This is a genomic window from Paenibacillus guangzhouensis (assembly GCF_009363075.1).
GTDB classification, from domain to species: domain Bacteria; phylum Bacillota; class Bacilli; order Paenibacillales; family Paenibacillaceae; genus Paenibacillus_K; species Paenibacillus_K guangzhouensis.
In genome coordinates this window covers 1,736,339-1,752,886 of record NZ_CP045293.1, presented here as the reverse complement: position 1 = coordinate 1,752,886, position 16,548 = coordinate 1,736,339, and the positions used below count along the sequence as shown (strand labels likewise).

Sequence of the window (16,548 nt, the reverse complement as noted above, 5' to 3'; positions counted from 1 at the left end):
AGTTACGGTGTTATGTGCTGTTACTTGTCCTCTTCGAATTCGCCAATAAAGTTCGTACTTTATAGAATATCTAGGTACTAAACAATGGCTCATTATCTTTGTGAACAGCTACTTTATTCAAGAAATAAAAATCTGATACGGATACGCTTATCTTGCCTAGTGGGGTTACATATTCATTGCAAATCCACTCATCAAATTGCACCACTCTTCCTTGTCCAGACATATGAAATTTCTCTTTAGGTAGTATGTACAGCATGCCATCCGTCCAAGGATTGTTCTTTATTGTAGATTCATTTATTGAATAATAATGGTACTTTTTGTTTCATCCTATAAGACATCCATTTCGAAAAATCTCGATTAATGCACTTCGATTATGCATAGAAAATAGACCATATTGGTTCTGTCGTCGTAAACACAGCTGTCGTTAGTTCATTGTTGTACATGTTTGTTCGCGTGGTTCAAATCTTTTAATATTTCGATTATTAGAACCGTGTTAGTTTACACTTCTTTTACTATAAGCCTGACAATTTCCTCACCATCACAATAACTATCTACTAGTTTTATCGAGCAGTACCTTGTTCTTTTGAGACAGATGCTTTTATCTCAATATCTCCTTCTCGAAGTATATTATCAAAAGAATTTTCTATGGATAGCTTACCCTCAATTGCTTTTTGAGCTTCCTTGTTGAAAAAGGGAATGAACTCTGCACTAAACCCAGCATTTTGTTGGTCATACTTAAGATATTTAGCCATTGGTTTTAATTTATAAAATGCATTAATATCTATCTCAGCATTATTCTCTATCATGATACTTGGACGTGATAGAACATCGCCATTTAAAATTTTTGATTGAGCTTTTGATACTTCTTCACTATTAATAAATCTTATAAAGTTCCAAGCATTATCTATCTGTCCTGAATTTTTGTTTATGCTAGTAATATGATTTAAATTTAACCGAGGAGTATAATCAGGATTTTTCGGATCAACAGGATATGTTACAACCCCCCATCGGAATTCACTTTCACTTTTTAATGATTTTATATAACTTGAAGAATCAACTTTCATTGCAACATTACCCTTAATAAATAGATCTTCATTTATTGTGTTATAGTCCCAGATTGCGCCATATTTATATGTTTTAATTATATTTCGATAAATATTATCCCACTCTTGTGATTCTAAGATTAATTTATTTTTTCTAATCATTTGTAAATTATCAGTCTCGCCTATAGCGTAAAATAAACCAAATATACCAAGTGGGGAGTTGGTAGATAAACCGTATAGCGAATTATTCCCGCTATTATCAACTGGAAACCTTATTGCTAGTTGAAGTATTTCTGACCAAGACATTTTATCTGTTGGAACAGGTAATTGATATTTATCGAACATATCTTTATTATAATACACCGCATCAGTAGTGAAATCTTGACTCAATCCGTATAATTGGCCATCATTTCCTTTTAACACATCAACCACACCTATAAATAGTTTTTCGAGATCAAATTTGTCTTTTTTTATCATTGAATCTATTCCATATAACAATCCCCTGTCTATCAAATAATTGTACATTTCTAAATTCACATCAATTAAATCTGGTTTCTTTTCTGTTAGCATTTTTACATAAGCATCTCTATCAAATAAATCTTGTGGTCTCACCTCTATTGGTTCGATAGTAATGTTAGGATACTTAATCATGTACGGTTCTCCATACTTGCTTAAAAAATACTCGGGAGAGTTCGTAGCAACAGTTAAATGTATTTTTGGAAGCTCTTTTTTGGGGGAACATCCAATAACACTAACACTTACTAGTAATAGTAATATAAAAATAGATATTCTTTTGCTTGAATTCACAGATTAAACCTCACATTTTTTATACCTGTTAATTGTTTATAAACCAATAATACTATATATTGCTAAAATTATGTATTATATTTGATTATTTTGTAATATTATTACTTTTATTTCTTTTATTTAACATGAATTGTCACATTGTGTATTTTATGTATTTGATTGAAAATATTTTTTGATAGTATTTTCTTGTAAATATAATAAAATATGAGGTGGAATATGAAAAATTTTAAACGAATTATTGCAATGACAGATCTTTCTTTAATGTTAGTAGGCGGAGCATCATCTGCTGCATTACTGCCGCAACATCGTGTCCCGTTAGCTTAATGATCCGTACTCTTACCTATAGTACGGTTCAGTGCGCTGTCAGTAACGGCAAGTTTTAGGGCCATCCTTTGCGGGATGGTCCTTTGTTTACATATTGGGAAATGGCTTTATTACTGTTAGCGAGAGCATTAAAGATTACAACACCGCAAGTTACGTTCTCATCAAGGATTATATCCATTAAAGTGGCTGAGCATTTGGATGAAATCATGGAGTTCTGCATCCTTCCAGTCCGAGAGTCGTTCATAAAAAACGGACTCTTTCTCCTTAAGCGCACCTACTATTTTCTGTTGTCCATCCTCGGTAAGAGACAACACAATTCCCCGACCATCATGCGGAGACACTTCTCTGTTCACATACCCCAGAGATTCGAGCTGTTTGACAAGACGACTAACTGAACTTCTATCCATCGCCGTTGATTCCGCTAAAGTAGCGGCACTAGTTGGCCCATAAGAATAAAGCCAACGAACAATATGAAAAGCGGCAGGCTGCAGGGAGGAATCGAACTTTGCTGCGGCTCTGACATTCAAAGCATGTGAAGCGCTGATGAGGGCGTTCAGCTGCTGGCCCAATTGAATCTCTAGCTTCTCCCTTGATTCATATTTGAATTCATTATCGTTCATCCTCAATCACCTTTCTATAGATCAAAAAAGAAATTAAATTTAATTGACATATATCAATCAAATCAATATAGTGGACATATGTCAACTAAATATTCAATACCTGACCTGTTATCCGAAATGTTTGCTTCTAAAAAATTGTATCACATGAAGGAGAAATTACGATGCCTAAAAAAGCAACTGTTGTCATTACAGGTGCCACCAACGGTCTTGGACAGCTTGTCGCGCTTGAATTGGGAAGACGCGGTTTTAACCTTGTCTTGACTGCAAGGAGTAAAGAACGCGCTGAAGCTACGAGAAAACTGATTAGAGCGAGTGCACCATCAGCGAAAATCGACTTTTTTTATGGAGATTTATCGCTATTGAAGGATGTTAAACGGGTTGGGAGCGAAATAGCCTCCGCTTACCCTAAAATTGATGTGCTGTTGAACAATGCGGGAATCCATGCTTTTGAGCCTCGCATTACTTCCGAGGGGCTTCCTGAAATGATTACTGTCAATTATTTAGCACCATGGCTGTTGACACATACGCTAAAACCTTCTCTGCAGAACGCGTGCAAAGCCAGAGTTGTCAATGTTGCCTCCGAAGCTTCCCGCCGTCACGGAGTTTTGAGGCTCCCCGAGGATTTAACGGAAACAACACCCTTTACCGCTCGCGGTTCATCCCCTATCTATGGAAAAACCAAATTGTTGAATATTATGTTCACTGCCGAACTTGCACGACGGTGGGAGGGTGCAGGCATCAGTGTCAATGCGCTAAATCCAGGATTTAATGTTACCGGACTCGGACGAGAACTTTGGTTTGCCCCCTTCTTAGAACGATTGTTGAAGGTACTTCGTCTCGGAGATCCGCGAAGAGGAGCAGAGATTATTACCCGCTTGATTGTGGAGCCCGAATATCACAAAATGACTGGCGGATATTTTAACGTTGGAACCGGAAAATCAATTGAACCTGTGTCGCCTGGTGGGGATGCCGTTATGCAGCACAAGCTGTGGGAAGCCACACAAGATTTACTGGCGCAGAAACAATTTCTTCCCTAATAAGCTGAGGGAAGGATACGACAACCGATGAGTGGAGAATTCACGACCAACACCGATTATTCGAGTGGGACCCAGGAACTGATCAATGCATTTGATTTTGAAGATACAACTGCCCGATGGCTGACAACGGGCTACATGCTGGTCATACTGTTTCCGATTTATCTACAGAATATTAAGCATTATTCGGCTTCTGATGCTGGGATTCTAATGTATTTTCGGGGACGAGAGACCTTCCCTAAATCCATGCCAGCCATCACGCTTAAACAGGCTCATACACAAAAAAAGGAGCAGCTGCCACCGGCATACTGCTCCTTTTTTTGTTGAACTAACGTGTCCCGTTAGCTTAATGACCTCGGTTAATAAAACTTCTAAAGAGTCCATACAAGAACGCAACAATTCCAATTACGAGAAAAGGGATAACGAAAACATTATCTTCGAGATCCACCCAGGGTTCACCGTAATTTCCATTGCCGGAAAAAGCTGCTACTCCTTGTGCGGATAGTCCATTAGAAACCCAGTTTGCACATCGTTCCAAGGTATACAGAACACCAGAGAAGATCACAAATATTGTTCCAATAATTTCGTAAAATTTCCCTTTCATATAACCACTCCTTATGAACATGTTGCTCTACTTTGGATAATTGCCCGTTTGCGCAACGCGGCTACCGATCCATGCCGACAGCCGCGTTTTAGTGATTTATTAAGCTATCGTGTCCCGTTAGTTCAATGACTTACATTAAAAAATGTTCCTAACAACTGCAGTTGTATTTTCCAGAATCCTCTCTCAGTTATAAGTTTTCTAATCCCCAATCGTTGTAGGTGTATTTTTCATTATGAGAAATGGGTTTGTAATCTTTACAAAAATCAAGAAGTTTTCGGGTTCTTGTTTCAAAAGATCTATCCTGTGTTAAGAAGATATTAACCACTTCATATTTATCGGAAGGATTTAAATCCTTGAAGCAGAATATCTGATTTTCGTTATCACCACACGGGTTATAATTTCCATGTCGACAAGATTGACAACAGGCGATTACGATATTATCGGAGAGTTCTTTCTGTAAATATTTGATTGCGTATTCAGTCGAGTCGGTTGACTTAGATTGAAGGCAGATATTATTCAACTGGACTTCTAAACGAATGTTCTGCATCTCGCCATCAGATAATTCTTCATAAAACATTTTTGTCGGTATTACTTTGAAGTTTCCGTCAATTATATAATTTACGTTCAAAGTCGCAACTTTCAATGTGTAACCTCCTTTTCGTTTTCTATTTGATACGTTAAACGAGATCCAGTGTATTGGCATTATACTGCAGCCCGTTTGCGGAAAAGGGCTGCCACGCGGCAACCCTTTTTGAAATTGAACTATCGTGTCCCGTTAGCTTAATTAAGTGACCCGTTATCCGCTATGAATTTCAAAGCAGAAATACCCAAAAGGCAAATCATCTTCTTTTAACTTCATTTCGGATTTAACAATATTCATCATCTGGAGAAGAATAACCCTCAAAGATTCTTTATATTTTGTGATTGCTTTTTTATAAGAGTCTACATCGTCGTTTTTACATAAAGGATAGAGTATTGCTCCTAACTCTAAATCATCAAGAGTTCTAGCCGTATCCTCCACTTTAAGACACTCTATGATGTGCATTTCTTGAAGTTTATCGTCAACCCAATCTTTACACTCAATAAAAAACTTATATTCTTCAAATTCAATTTGCCTATCCAATTGTTCGTTGACGTAGAACGGCGTAATTCTTATATACTCAGTAGTTGAATTAGAGTTAATTATTTCTTCCAATATTCCATTTAATCCCGTAATCGTAGGGTAGTATCTGTATTTTCCATTATGGTAAGCTGTGTTGTTATAAATTATCTCGTTAATCTTTCCTTCACCCTTCTTTAACAAATCCAAACACCTACCTTCCTCAAGATTGTGTCTCCATTAGGAAATCTCCTCAAATCGGGAAGGATTTGTTGAAGTCCAACAACCCTTAAGTTCATTCCTTATATTACCATATACTGCTGAACTAATCTGCCAGTTAGCGCAACGCGGCTGCCGATCGTTTTGGCCGGCTGCCGTTCGTGTCATCATTGAGCTATAGTGTCCCGTTAGTTCAACAAGCTATCCCAAAATTGTTTGTTTTCAATGATGCTTTGCAGTATTCTTTTACTTTCCAAATCCTTTTGGCGGAGTTTCCTTCCTATTTTTTCATACACTTCTTTTTCTTCAAGTAATTGTCGAGGATTTAATACATTTGCTGTTATTCCGTTAAGTGTAAAAGCTTGCGGTAATAATGCATCTGACCTCCATACCCATTCTGGTAATCCATTAGGAATAATGCTTCCATCACCATTTGTGGTCAAGTAAAGAAACTGAATGTCTACATTGCCTTTACGAAAATCTGTCTGCCGCTCACTCACAGGTATCCGTTCAAAGCCTGCGTCCATAAGCATTTGTTCCAATACCACCCGATTTTGAACCCAAGTTACCAAGTCTAGGTCTTCATGTGGTCTAGTAACCCTTCCAAGTAAGAAGTCTATCGCCCAACCTCCGCGTAACCAGTACCGTCCTCCAATTGATATAAATATCCCATTCATCTCTGAAATCACAATTAAGTGTGATTTAGTTTGTTCGTCTAATACGTTCATTGTTAAAAGCCCTCCTGCCTTATCAATGAAAACGGCAGCTGATCGTTTGACCAGATGCCTCTATATCATGGTTCAACTAACGTGTCCCGTTAACGTAATAACTTAAGACTTACTACTTCGAAAATCGTCTGTCAAAACACCGCTGAACCCCCAATTTTCTTCATCAATTTCATGAATAACAATAGCATCTTCGAAAAGACAAAGGCAGACCAAGGAGAGTTAGCTCAGCAGCGTGAATTCAGTGTTAGGTGATGTCACTTCTTCTTTGTTTTTTAGTAGTCTTTACTTTCTTAAAAATCTCGTCAATAATCAGGAACACAACTGAATTAATAAAGAAACAAACAGTAAATAGTCCATAGAATCGAATCGATGTATATTCTATTCCGAATATAATAACTGATGAAAAGATTACTTGAAAAATTACAGTTAATACGATTCTATTGAGTTTATATTTCTGAAAACAAAACTCACAAACTATAGAAACAGGAAGAGTGAGTAAAAAAATAGGAACAGTACAAATAAATAATACAAATAAAGGCATGCTGTATCCTATTAAAATCATGTACATCATAAAGAATACAATGATCGTCATTAATGTTGACATCAGTTTTCTGTAAATTATTTTCTTTAGATATTTATCAAAAGCAGTATTTTGCTCTAGATAACTCACTTTAAGGTTATCCATCTCCAAATCTTCTCCATTGTTGTTCAATTAGATTTATCTGACTTAAGTGGTTTCGCTTAACGTCTTATTCACGAACTTCGTAGATAATTCCATATGTAGGGTATTCGCGATAATTTTTGAACTATCCTGCCCTTTACTTCAAAAAAAGGCAGCTGATCGTTTGACCAGCTGCCTCAATATCATGATACAACTATCGTTCTCCGTTAGCGGAATCCCCCGGAGGCTTTCCACCTTCGTCGGCCTTCGGTTGTTGCTGCCGGAGCTTGACCATCTGCTCATATCGCTCTCGGATATTCGGTATTGCCTCCTCGCGTAACTTTTCGAGCCTATCTGCTGACAAGCGATCGAGTTCCTCTTTCTGCTCAGGGCTAACCTTGTACACTTTCGTCGTTATGATCTCGCCTATTTCATACACCGTATTCGCTTTCTCCATAGCCTGTTTCTCATTATCCATGTTCGACACGTTCTCCATTCTCCTGCCTCCCTTTGTTATGGGTAACTTTGTTTCCCTCTTTTATTATTACGTCTGTCTGGACTCCGCACAATTCTAAATTATATCAACTACACTTACAGACCGGTTGCTTAGTTACGATAGCCTACTGCTTCGCGTTATCCTGCCCATTAGCTTAACGCCGCTGATCAATCTGCATCATTTTATTATTGATAATCGTCCTCATTTACGTAATACAATATATGTTCTTGTCTTCAATCGGCAAACGATATATGTTCTTGTCACCCGACACGGATGACAAGAACTTGATATCATAAATGACAAGAACTTGATAACATTCCCCCTGCATCCATCCTCGAAATCCGCCATGAACGTCTACTCCTGTCATATTTATTTCACTTCCGTACTCCGTTCAATAGTGGATTGACCTATTATTGCATCGAATTAAACTTCAGCAATTGACAATAGTGAAGTTTCTTTGTGAACCCATCCCCCGTTTTCGTCGGCTAATAGGGTATTCCATCCGAGGAATTTTTTTAATTATTGGTAATTAATGAAGATCATTACGTGACCAAACTCAGTTTCTAACATTATTTTTAATCACCACGTTCATTCCAGAAATGATGGCATGAGGACAAACATCCTGTGTCGGAATAAAATACTCAATTACTTCGCCTTATTTTCATGCTAATTATTATAAATTTCCATTTTGTATTTGAAACTAACGTAACGTAATGATCTATGCTATGGATACCGGTAAAACCTCGCGCGACTAAAAAGGGGATGATCATGAAACGGGAGTGGAAAGTTGGAGAACTTGCAAAATTAGCAGGATTAACGGTTCGAACATTGCTGTAATACGACCAGATCGGTTTGTTCTCTCCATCCGGTCATACTGACTCAGGACACAGGATCTATATAGAATCCGATATTGCACAGCTGCAGCAAGTTCTGTTATTGAAGGGGCTCGGCTTGTCGTTGGATCAGGTCAAATCCGTTATTGACGGCAATCATTTCAGCCTGTTCGACATTGTTTCCCTTCAAATTGAGCGTCTGAAGAAAAGTATAAGTGTGCATCAAAAGCTTTTACAGAAATTAGAGTATGTAACAAGCCTTATACAGAGAAAAGAACCATTGACCGTTCAAGAATTCACCAAAATATTGAGCGCCATGAGGGTGAGCCATCATGAATATTTAGCCGAGCGGAAAGCGAGCTGGGAATCCCATCTCGACCGGATTGGTGATTTTCTTGATGACCATCCAGATGACGATTCCCAAAGGAGGACAAAATAAACCATGAATGAACGATCTATAAAGTACTCTACCTTTGTTATCGAGAAAAATTATCATGCATCGCCCGAGCGGGTATTCTTCGTCTGGTCGGACCCGTCGGCCAAAGCCCGGTGGTTTCCAAAAGCCGACGAGTTCGACTTTCGGGTTAGTGGTCGAGAAATCAACCGCGGCGGCCCGCCGAACGGTCCAATTTACACATTCGACGCTTGTTACCAAGGGATCGTTCAGGACAGTCCCATCGCTTATACTTACACCTTGGACCAAGGAGAGACACGGATGTCTGCCTCCGTGACGACAGTAGAAATAAAGCAATCGGACAACGACACTCAACTCATCTACACCGAACAAGGAGCGTTCTTCGATGGTCACGATCTCCCAAAACAACGCGATCACGGCACAAAAATTATGTTAGATAAGCTGGGTCTGGAGCTGCAGAACGAATGAAGAGCGCAATGCATGAAATTGAGATGAAGGCCGGCATAAGGGAATGGACGGGGCTTGCAGTTTTAGCACTGCCCGCCCTCCTTGTCTCAATCGATCTCTCCGTAATGATTCTCGCACTGCCGCATATTGGCGCCGACCTCGGCGCCGATAGCGCTCAACAGTTGTGGATAATCGACATCTACGGATTCATGCTCGCCGGGTTCTTGATCACCATGGGGACGCTGGGTGATCGGATCGGCCGCCGCAAACTGCTGTTGATCGGCGGGTCCGCATTCGTCATAGCCTCGATAATGGCTGCATTTTCCCGAAGCGCTGAGATGCTCATTGCGGCCCGCACACTGCTCGGCATAGCCGGGGCGACTGTATCGCCTTCTACTCTGGCCTTGATAAGCAGCATGTTCCGTGACCATAAGCAACGCTCTCTTGCCTTCGGCATATGGTTAACGTGCTCTGTAGGCGGCATGGCTCTCGGGCCTGTGGTTGGAGGTCTCATGCTAGATCACTTCTGGTGGGGCTCGGTGTTCCTTTTGGGCGTGCCGGTCATGTTGCTTCTACTAATAACCGGACCCATGCTGCTGCCCGAATACCGGCACCCAGAATCCGGCAGATTGGATTTGACCAGTGTCGTGTTATCGCTAGGCACCATCCTGCCAGTGATATACGGCCTCAAGGAAATCGCGAAGTACGGTCTGCAGATTGTTCCTGTGCTGTCAATACTGGCGGGTGTCGTCCTAGGCACGGTGTTTGTGTCGCGGCAGCGCAGGCTGACGAATCCCCTACTCGATTTACGCCTGTTCGCGAGTCCAGGTTTCAACGCTGCACTGGGGGGCATGTTCGGTATAACACTGACAGGCGCGACCATGCTCTTCATCGCGCAACACCTCCAATTCGTACAAGGAATGTCACCGTTTCGGGCAGGGTTATATATGCTCCCCGGGGTAATTGCCTCGATGGCCGGTATGCTTCTCTCGCCGCTTATCGCACGCCGGATCCGACCGGCCCGCCTGATCGGAACGGGACTACTGATATCGAGCGCGGGCTGTTTTCTGCTAACCCAGGTGGGTGTTGAGTCAGGTCTCACGTTTCTGATACTCGGGTATATCTGCTTCAGTATAGGTTCAGCCCCGCTCCCGAGCCTGTCCAGCGACCTTATCATCGGCTCAGCCCCGCCAGAGAAGGCAGGATCGGCGGCTTCCATGCTGCAAACCAGCGGCGAATTCGCCTTCGCTCTGGGCATCGCAGTCTTAGGCAGCATCGGCACGGTCATTTACCGCAACCAGGTGGCGAATTCTATTCCCCCCGACTTGCCAGCGTCCGCGATAGAAGCTTCCCGAGACAGCTTGGCAGGTGCTACGGCTATAGCGGGAGGCCTCTCTGAACAAGACGGCAAGGTACTGCTCACGGGGGCACGCGAAGCCTTTACGAGCGGGATGCACGTCGTTGCGGCTGCCAGCGGCGCCATTATGCTTGTTATCATCGTACTTGTCGTTACGCGGCTTCGGCACGTACGACCAATCGGAGAGACTCAGTCTAACCAAGCCGGAAGTATTCCAGAAGCAGTCCCAGGCGCTGCCAAAGAATCAAGTTAGTTGCACTGCAAGTATTTCAAGTTGGGCATATCCCAGCAATAGTGAAAAAATATCCCCCTCATTACAAAAAGTTAAATAAGAAGGAGTAAATCATTCCTTCGAACCTCCGAATACTATCGGACGTTTTGATTATTATCAACAGCATTTTGTGGAAGAATGGCTTGATCCTTACGTAACGTAATGATGTATAGTGAGGGTACCAGTAAAAAGCTAGCAACCAAGAATGGGGATGATCATGCAACGAGAATGGAAAGTTGGAGAACTTACTAAAATGGCAGGACTGACGGTTCGAACACTGCGATTTTATGATCAAATCGGTTTATTTTCACCATCCGAATCCGATTGCTGTTATTGAATCGCCCGATATGGAAAAAGGTTTATGGTCGTTTAGAAGTAATTCCCAAATCGTAGGAGGCAAATACAATGAAAAAAGTAATTTCGAAAGACGGAACCGCCATTGCTTTTGATAAATCCGGGAATGGACCGGCGATCATCCTGGTATGCGCTGCATTTCAAACTCGTACGATGATGTCGCAGCTTGCTTCGCTTCTGTCTCCCCACTTTACCGTGTTAAACTACGATCGTAGGGGTCGAGGGGATAGCGGCGATACGGCGCCGTACGCGGTTGAGCGCGAAATCGAAGATATCGAAGCTCTCATCAACGAGTCTGGTGGATCGGCATTCGTATTCGGCATGTCTTCCGGTGGTGTCCTTGCCCTCGATGCGGCTCGCAAGCTTGCTATCGCAAAGCTGGCATTGTACGAGCCACCGTTTGTCGTCGACAATACGCGTCCTCCGCTGCCGAATGGTTACTTAAAGCAGCTCAAAGAGCTGACAGCGTCTGGCCGTAGAGGCGACGCAGTCGAGTATTTCTTGACGAAGGCAGCAGGTGTTCCTGCCGATTTCGTTGCTCCGATGCGAAGCGGGCCATTCTGGTCGGCGATGGAAGATGTAGCGCACACACTGGTCTATGATGGCACCATCATGGGTGACACCATGTCGGGCAACCCATTGCCAGCCGATCGGTGGCCTTCCGTTTCGATCCCTACGCTCGTAGTGGGTGGAGGGACAAGTCCTGAGTACCAGCAAAATGCGGTGAAAGCGCTCGTGGACAGACTCCCCGATGCGAATTGCCGCATACTGGAAGGTCAGGATCATAATGTATCTCCGGATCTCCTCGCTCCCGTTTTGACTGATTTTTTTCTCCTTGTAAATTAACGGAGACTAGAGCAACTATGACACCGACTTACTCAATACTGTAGACACTGTTTAATTTGGGCGTGTAACTTATCAAATGATGGAAAGCTTCTGGCCGACTGTACCCACGCATCCCGTCTGGCCAAAATCGAAGTACCATATCGAACATGCTGACTGGATCGAACAGACAGCGAAAATTGTATTCTCCAAGACTCTGGAAAAGGTGAAATGAAACAATTCCATTTCTTCCGCAATATGTTCTTTCATCATTCGCCTTCTCCTAGTTATTATAATGATAAGATAATAATCTCCAATCGATGGGACGGTAGGTGATACATAGCATGAAGAAATTATTAGATAAGTTATAACGGAAACTTGCTCGTGCTCCTCCTTCTGTGATGAACCGTATGTTCCATATAAAATTACAGGAGGAAAACTTTAATGCGTAATGAAGTCGAGATGTTACAGACAATTCAGGATTTTGCCAGGAACAACCTGAATATTCGAGCAGTCATGATGAACGGCTCTCGGGCAAATCCCGAAGTGACCAGAGATATTTTTCAGGATTACGATATTGTATGTTTTGTTGATTCTGTACAGTCTTTTATTGACGATCAGAGTTGGATATCCTATTTTGGTGACATTTTGATTATGCAAACACCGGACATAATGAGCAATCCGCATGCTGTGCATTTCAAGAGGTTTGCTTTTCTCATGCTATTTAAGGATGGGAACCGAATCGATCTTACTTTTTTCCAGACTGACCAGCTTGACCATTATGTCCATGACAGCCAAACGGTAATTCTTCTTGATAAAGATGGCCTCTTCGGTAATGTACCAGCGCCCAGCAATCGTGATTATTTGCCACCCCCTCCATCTGAGATACAATTTTATAATTGCTGCAACGAGTTTTGGTGGGTAAGTACGTATGTGGCAAAGGGATTGTGGCGTCGACAGCTTCCGTATGCCATGCGAATTCATGAGGGTCCGGTACGAGATATGTTGATGCGAATGATCACGTGGTATATCGGGGTTCAAACGAATTTTCAAGTTGAGACAGGGAAAGAGGGCAAATATTTCGAGCAATACTTGGAAACGTCTAAATGGGATGCTTTTGTAAGAACTTTTTCAGACGGAGATTATGAACGAAGCTGGAAGGCTTTGTTTGAGATGGGAGTTCTATTCCGAGATTTAGCGTTATCCGTATCCGGCTGTTTCGGCTATGACTATCCGATACATGAAGACGAGCATGTGACATCCTATCTTCAAAAGATACACAACCTTCCAACTGGAGCAACAGACATCAATTAATCTTCAGAAAAGAACGGCTGATTAAGACTTTAGTGGTCATCAGCCGTTCTTTTTTACTGCCGCGATATTAGGGGAGTATTCCACTATTCTGTCCGTTAGCGTTACAAAATGTTTGATCACATAAAAAACAAAAGCCGCGATTTACGCGGCTATTAATGAGATAGTGTTCTTGTCACCCGACATTTATCTATTAAAAACATATATGTAAAGAACGTTAGTTCTGACTTTTGTTCCTTGAGTTACACTACCTGCCCGTTACTTCAATAAAAACGGCAGCTGATCCTCTGATCGGCTGCCGTTTTTATTGTTCTGAACTATCGTGTCCCGTTAGCGAAAATTGACTGATTGCTTTAAATTTATTTAACTAGAGCGTATATATGAGTATTTCTTATCTGACTCCTATCTGTTGACATATCATCACATCTTAATGTTCCTTCTAATTGAAAGCCTAATCGTTCTGGAATCGCCTTACTCTTAAAATTTAAAGTATCACAACGAATTTCTACTCTTCTAGCCTTCAACTCTGTAAAGGCAAAATTGGTTATTCCTTGAACTGCTTCAGTCATATACCCATTTCCGCTCATACGTGTATCAATCCAGTATCCGATTTCAAATTTGCGTATCTCCCAATCTGGCTTATTCAATCCAGATAAACCAATGAATTGTTCAGTTTCTTTATCAAATATTAGAAGTCTTAGAGCTTCTCTCTTAATAAACTTTACATAGTCTTCTCGTAGTATTGCCTCGATTGACTGTTCAGAATGTTCGTTCTGTGCAAAAAGCGACAACCATTCCTTGAGCTCATTGATCGATGAGTTTATACTCTCATACACTACCTTCCCATCACCCGGTAGAGGTGTTCTAATCAATAACCTTTCAGTTGTAAATTGGTTTGGAAAGTCTATTAGTATTGGATTCATTCTATAATCTCCCTCGCAAACAATTCCATATGTAGGCAATTCGCTAAACTTTTGCATTATCCTGCCCGTTATCTTAATCGTCTAATCAAAATGGAATCACAAATGCACTACATTCCAGGCCACGCCTGAACCATAATAGGTCTCAACATTTCTCAAACTTTCTGTTACCTGAAGTACATTTAAACATGTAATATAAATCATCTTCTAGCCAAAGTTGTCCTTTATAAAGGGAATAAAAGTCGCAATTACCTTGGATGATCTCCAGCGTTCCTTCTTTAAGGATTTCCTTCACTTGTTCACCAATATTAAAGTATTCGTAAGGGTGAGCGATTCGTCCACTGCACATTGCAATCCCCCCAATACTTATACCATCACTATAGTATTCAAGGAATGATTGAACTATCCTGCCCGTTCGTTAAGAAAAGTCAGTCGACACAAAAAGCCGACTGACTTCAAAAAGGCTTAATTGACCTATCGAGTCCCGTTAGTTGGTAGTAAGTGATTTGGCAAGCAAACCGGAAGTGAAAGTTGCATCGTGCATTATACCAATTCCTTTATTATTTTCCTTCCATCCCAGACGGTACTTTCGACTTCGCTCGCAATACGGAGCTTAAAGCGATACATATCAAGGCAAGCGCAGTAAATAGAATTCCGCCCAATACGATTTCCCCTGTACCAGAGATAGCGATCAGCCAGCCTCCTACGGCCGTTCCGATTGTGACACCAAGATTTGAAAAGGAGACGAACAGACTATTTGCAAACTCCGGTGCTTCGGGTGCTTCCGAAGTAAGCCAGATTTGACTGACGATAAGCCCACTTGTATGCACAGCTCCCCACAGTGCAACAATGCCGATAAGCCATAGTAACGATGCACCTGCAAATTGAAGAAGGATGTAGCACATCGCCAAGGCGATTGGATAAAGCAGCGTCGTTCTCTTTAGATGCTTGCCGAGTAACTTGCCCGCATACCAGTTGCCCGCCACACCGCTGGCGCCAAAGACGACCAATAACATGCTTACAATCTTCCCACTCATGTTTAAATGCTGTCCCATATATTCAGCAAAGTAGCTGTACACGGCAAACATCGCGGAGAGAATAAAACAGGCTGCTGCCATATTAAGCCACAGGATTGGCTTTCGCAATACCTTAAGCTGCGAACCGATTGACGTCGGCTTCCGGTCGTCTATTACGGTAGGGACCATGAAGGCGATTCCCAGTCCAGCGACAACGTTCACGACTGCTGAGAATATAAACGCAGCCTCAAGCGAAAACTGCTCCGCAACGTAAGACGTCACCGGGATACCGAGTACCATGCCCAGACTGACCCCTAGAAATACTTTCGCGCTGGCCTGCGCAACTCGCTCTTTATCCGACAATACAGCTGCCAATACGAAACCAATTGAGAAATAAACCGGATGAAATAGTGCAGGAATGATCCGGAATACCAGGAGAAGTGGAAAGACCGGCGCAAAAACCGAAGCGAGATTGGAGATGGCAAAAAGAGCTAAAATTCCTACCAGTACCCTTTTTCGGTTCCATCTGGACATTAGAAGCGTCATCCATGGACCAAACAGGGCTATAATAAGCGCAAAAGAACTTACAAGCATACCCGCTTGTGAAGCCGTCACACCATACTTCTCTATAATAGCCGGTAGTAGACCAACTACTCCAAGTTCAGTATTAATGATACCAAATATACCAAGTGCAATAAAAAATAAAGAGCCGCTACGCTTCACTATGTACTCCTCCGTTTATGTGTTTATCTGTATATCCATTATTCTAGATATATTTATTCAAATGAATAGGCAGCCTCATGGTGGTGACTGCCTGGCTTACATTTCATTTTTGATAAAATCGGCTAGCTGCAAAAACGTTTCTTCGTTTCGTCGGTAATACGTCCATTGTCCGTAACGCCGGGATTCGAGCAGTCCGGCTTTCTTCAGCAGTAGCAAATAGTTGGAAACGACGGATTGGGCCAATCCTGTTTTTTCCTGTATGCTTCCTACACATATCCCTCCTTTAAAATCGGAATTCAGCGGCAAATACAATTGAGGCCCAAAATTTGCATCCGGTTTCTTTAACCACTCCAAAATTTGCACACGAGTTTCATTAGATAATGCTTTAAATATTAACATTGTATCCATGCATATAATTATATCCGCATTTCTAGATATGTCAAT

The 16,548-nt window shown here is 41.7% G+C and carries 17 protein-coding genes and 2 pseudogenes; 8 read left to right on the top strand and 11 right to left on the bottom strand.

Annotation, left to right across the window (positions count from 1 at the left end):
• Positions 1 to 560: 560 nt before the first annotated feature.
• Positions 561 to 1,694, bottom strand: coding sequence for an ABC transporter substrate-binding protein (locus GCU39_RS07870; RefSeq protein WP_152393006.1), 1,134 nt, complete (start codon positions 1,692 to 1,694; stop codon positions 561 to 563).
• A 641-nt stretch (positions 1,695 to 2,335) separates the two neighbouring features.
• Positions 2,336 to 2,794, bottom strand: coding sequence for a MarR family winged helix-turn-helix transcriptional regulator (locus GCU39_RS07865; protein WP_152393005.1), 459 nt, complete (start codon positions 2,792 to 2,794; stop codon positions 2,336 to 2,338).
• Positions 2,795 to 2,955: 161 nt separating this feature from the next.
• Between GCU39_RS07865 and GCU39_RS07860 the strand changes: the two genes are divergently transcribed.
• The gene (locus tag GCU39_RS07860) at positions 2,956 to 3,831 is read left to right on the top strand and encodes an SDR family NAD(P)-dependent oxidoreductase (protein WP_152393004.1); all 876 of its coding nucleotides are present in this window, start codon (positions 2,956 to 2,958) and stop codon (positions 3,829 to 3,831) included.
• A gap of 27 nt (positions 3,832 to 3,858) precedes the next feature.
• Positions 3,859 to 4,155: a hypothetical protein gene (locus tag GCU39_RS07855; RefSeq protein WP_152393003.1), complete on the top strand. Its 297-nt coding sequence runs from the start codon at positions 3,859 to 3,861 to the stop codon at positions 4,153 to 4,155.
• Between the two features lie 19 nt (positions 4,156 to 4,174).
• On the opposite strand, the gene GCU39_RS07850 is transcribed toward GCU39_RS07855, so the two are convergent.
• The 5 genes from GCU39_RS07850 to GCU39_RS07825 form a co-directional block, all read right to left on the bottom strand.
• Positions 4,175 to 4,432 carry a hypothetical protein gene (locus tag GCU39_RS07850; protein WP_152393002.1) on the bottom strand — a complete coding sequence of 86 codons (258 nt, stop codon included), beginning with the start codon at positions 4,430 to 4,432 and terminating at the stop codon, positions 4,175 to 4,177.
• Positions 4,433 to 4,619: 187 nt separating this feature from the next.
• Entirely contained in the window at positions 4,620 to 5,075 is a 456-nt protein-coding gene (locus GCU39_RS07845; protein WP_152393001.1) for a hypothetical protein, read from the bottom strand.
• A gap of 153 nt (positions 5,076 to 5,228) precedes the next feature.
• On the bottom strand, positions 5,229 to 5,741 hold the full coding sequence (locus tag GCU39_RS07840; protein ID WP_152393000.1) for a hypothetical protein: 513 nt from the start codon (positions 5,739 to 5,741) through the stop codon (positions 5,229 to 5,231).
• A gap of 197 nt (positions 5,742 to 5,938) precedes the next feature.
• Positions 5,939 to 6,478, bottom strand: a complete 540-nt coding sequence (locus GCU39_RS07835) for a nucleotidyltransferase domain-containing protein (protein ID WP_152392999.1) — start codon at positions 6,476 to 6,478, stop codon at positions 5,939 to 5,941.
• An 875-nt stretch (positions 6,479 to 7,353) separates the two neighbouring features.
• Positions 7,354 to 7,635, bottom strand: a complete 282-nt coding sequence (locus GCU39_RS07825; protein WP_152392998.1) for a hypothetical protein — start codon at positions 7,633 to 7,635, stop codon at positions 7,354 to 7,356.
• 768 nt (positions 7,636 to 8,403) lie between these two features.
• Between GCU39_RS07825 and GCU39_RS07820 the strand changes: the two are divergent.
• From GCU39_RS07820 to GCU39_RS07800, 5 genes and pseudogenes are all read left to right on the top strand, one after another.
• Positions 8,404 to 8,907: pseudogene (locus GCU39_RS07820) on the top strand (MerR family transcriptional regulator).
• A 3-nt stretch (positions 8,908 to 8,910) separates the two neighbouring features.
• Positions 8,911 to 9,351 carry an SRPBCC family protein gene (locus GCU39_RS07815; RefSeq protein WP_152392997.1) on the top strand — a complete coding sequence of 147 codons (441 nt, stop codon included), beginning with the start codon at positions 8,911 to 8,913 and terminating at the stop codon, positions 9,349 to 9,351.
• Positions 9,348 to 10,940, top strand: a complete 1,593-nt coding sequence (locus tag GCU39_RS07810; protein ID WP_152392996.1) for an MFS transporter — start codon at positions 9,348 to 9,350, stop codon at positions 10,938 to 10,940. Before GCU39_RS07815 ends, GCU39_RS07810 begins: the two co-directional genes overlap by 4 nt.
• A 235-nt stretch (positions 10,941 to 11,175) precedes the next feature.
• Positions 11,176 to 11,274 (top strand): annotated as a pseudogene (locus GCU39_RS07805) (MerR family DNA-binding transcriptional regulator); the annotation flags it as partial.
• 89 nt (positions 11,275 to 11,363) lie between these two features.
• Positions 11,364 to 12,158, top strand: coding sequence for an alpha/beta fold hydrolase (locus GCU39_RS07800; protein ID WP_152392994.1), 795 nt, complete (start codon positions 11,364 to 11,366; stop codon positions 12,156 to 12,158).
• Between the two features lie 72 nt (positions 12,159 to 12,230).
• Here the strand turns inward: GCU39_RS07800 and GCU39_RS31420 are convergent, their stop codons facing one another.
• A complete protein-coding gene (locus GCU39_RS31420; RefSeq protein ID WP_193726817.1) occupies positions 12,231 to 12,407 on the bottom strand; it encodes a hypothetical protein in 177 nt (58 codons plus the stop codon).
• Positions 12,408 to 12,578: 171 nt separating this feature from the next.
• Between GCU39_RS31420 and GCU39_RS07790 the strand changes: the two genes are divergently transcribed.
• Positions 12,579 to 13,448, top strand: a complete 870-nt coding sequence (locus GCU39_RS07790) for an aminoglycoside 6-adenylyltransferase (RefSeq protein WP_152392993.1) — start codon at positions 12,579 to 12,581, stop codon at positions 13,446 to 13,448.
• A 356-nt stretch (positions 13,449 to 13,804) separates the two neighbouring features.
• Here GCU39_RS07790 and GCU39_RS07785 read toward each other — a convergent pair whose 3' ends face one another.
• The 3 genes from GCU39_RS07785 to GCU39_RS07775 all read right to left on the bottom strand — a co-directional run bounded on the left by GCU39_RS07785 (position 13,805) and on the right by GCU39_RS07775 (position 16,512).
• Complete coding sequence (locus tag GCU39_RS07785; RefSeq protein ID WP_152392992.1) at positions 13,805 to 14,368, bottom strand: GNAT family N-acetyltransferase; 564 nt, start codon at positions 14,366 to 14,368, stop codon at positions 13,805 to 13,807.
• A gap of 557 nt (positions 14,369 to 14,925) precedes the next feature.
• On the bottom strand, positions 14,926 to 16,104 hold the full coding sequence (locus tag GCU39_RS07780; protein WP_152392991.1) for an MFS transporter: 1,179 nt from the start codon (positions 16,102 to 16,104) through the stop codon (positions 14,926 to 14,928).
• Positions 16,105 to 16,200: 96 nt separating this feature from the next.
• On the bottom strand, positions 16,201 to 16,512 hold the full coding sequence (locus GCU39_RS07775) for an ArsR/SmtB family transcription factor (protein WP_152392990.1): 312 nt from the start codon (positions 16,510 to 16,512) through the stop codon (positions 16,201 to 16,203).
• Positions 16,513 to 16,548: the final 36 nt, after the last annotated feature.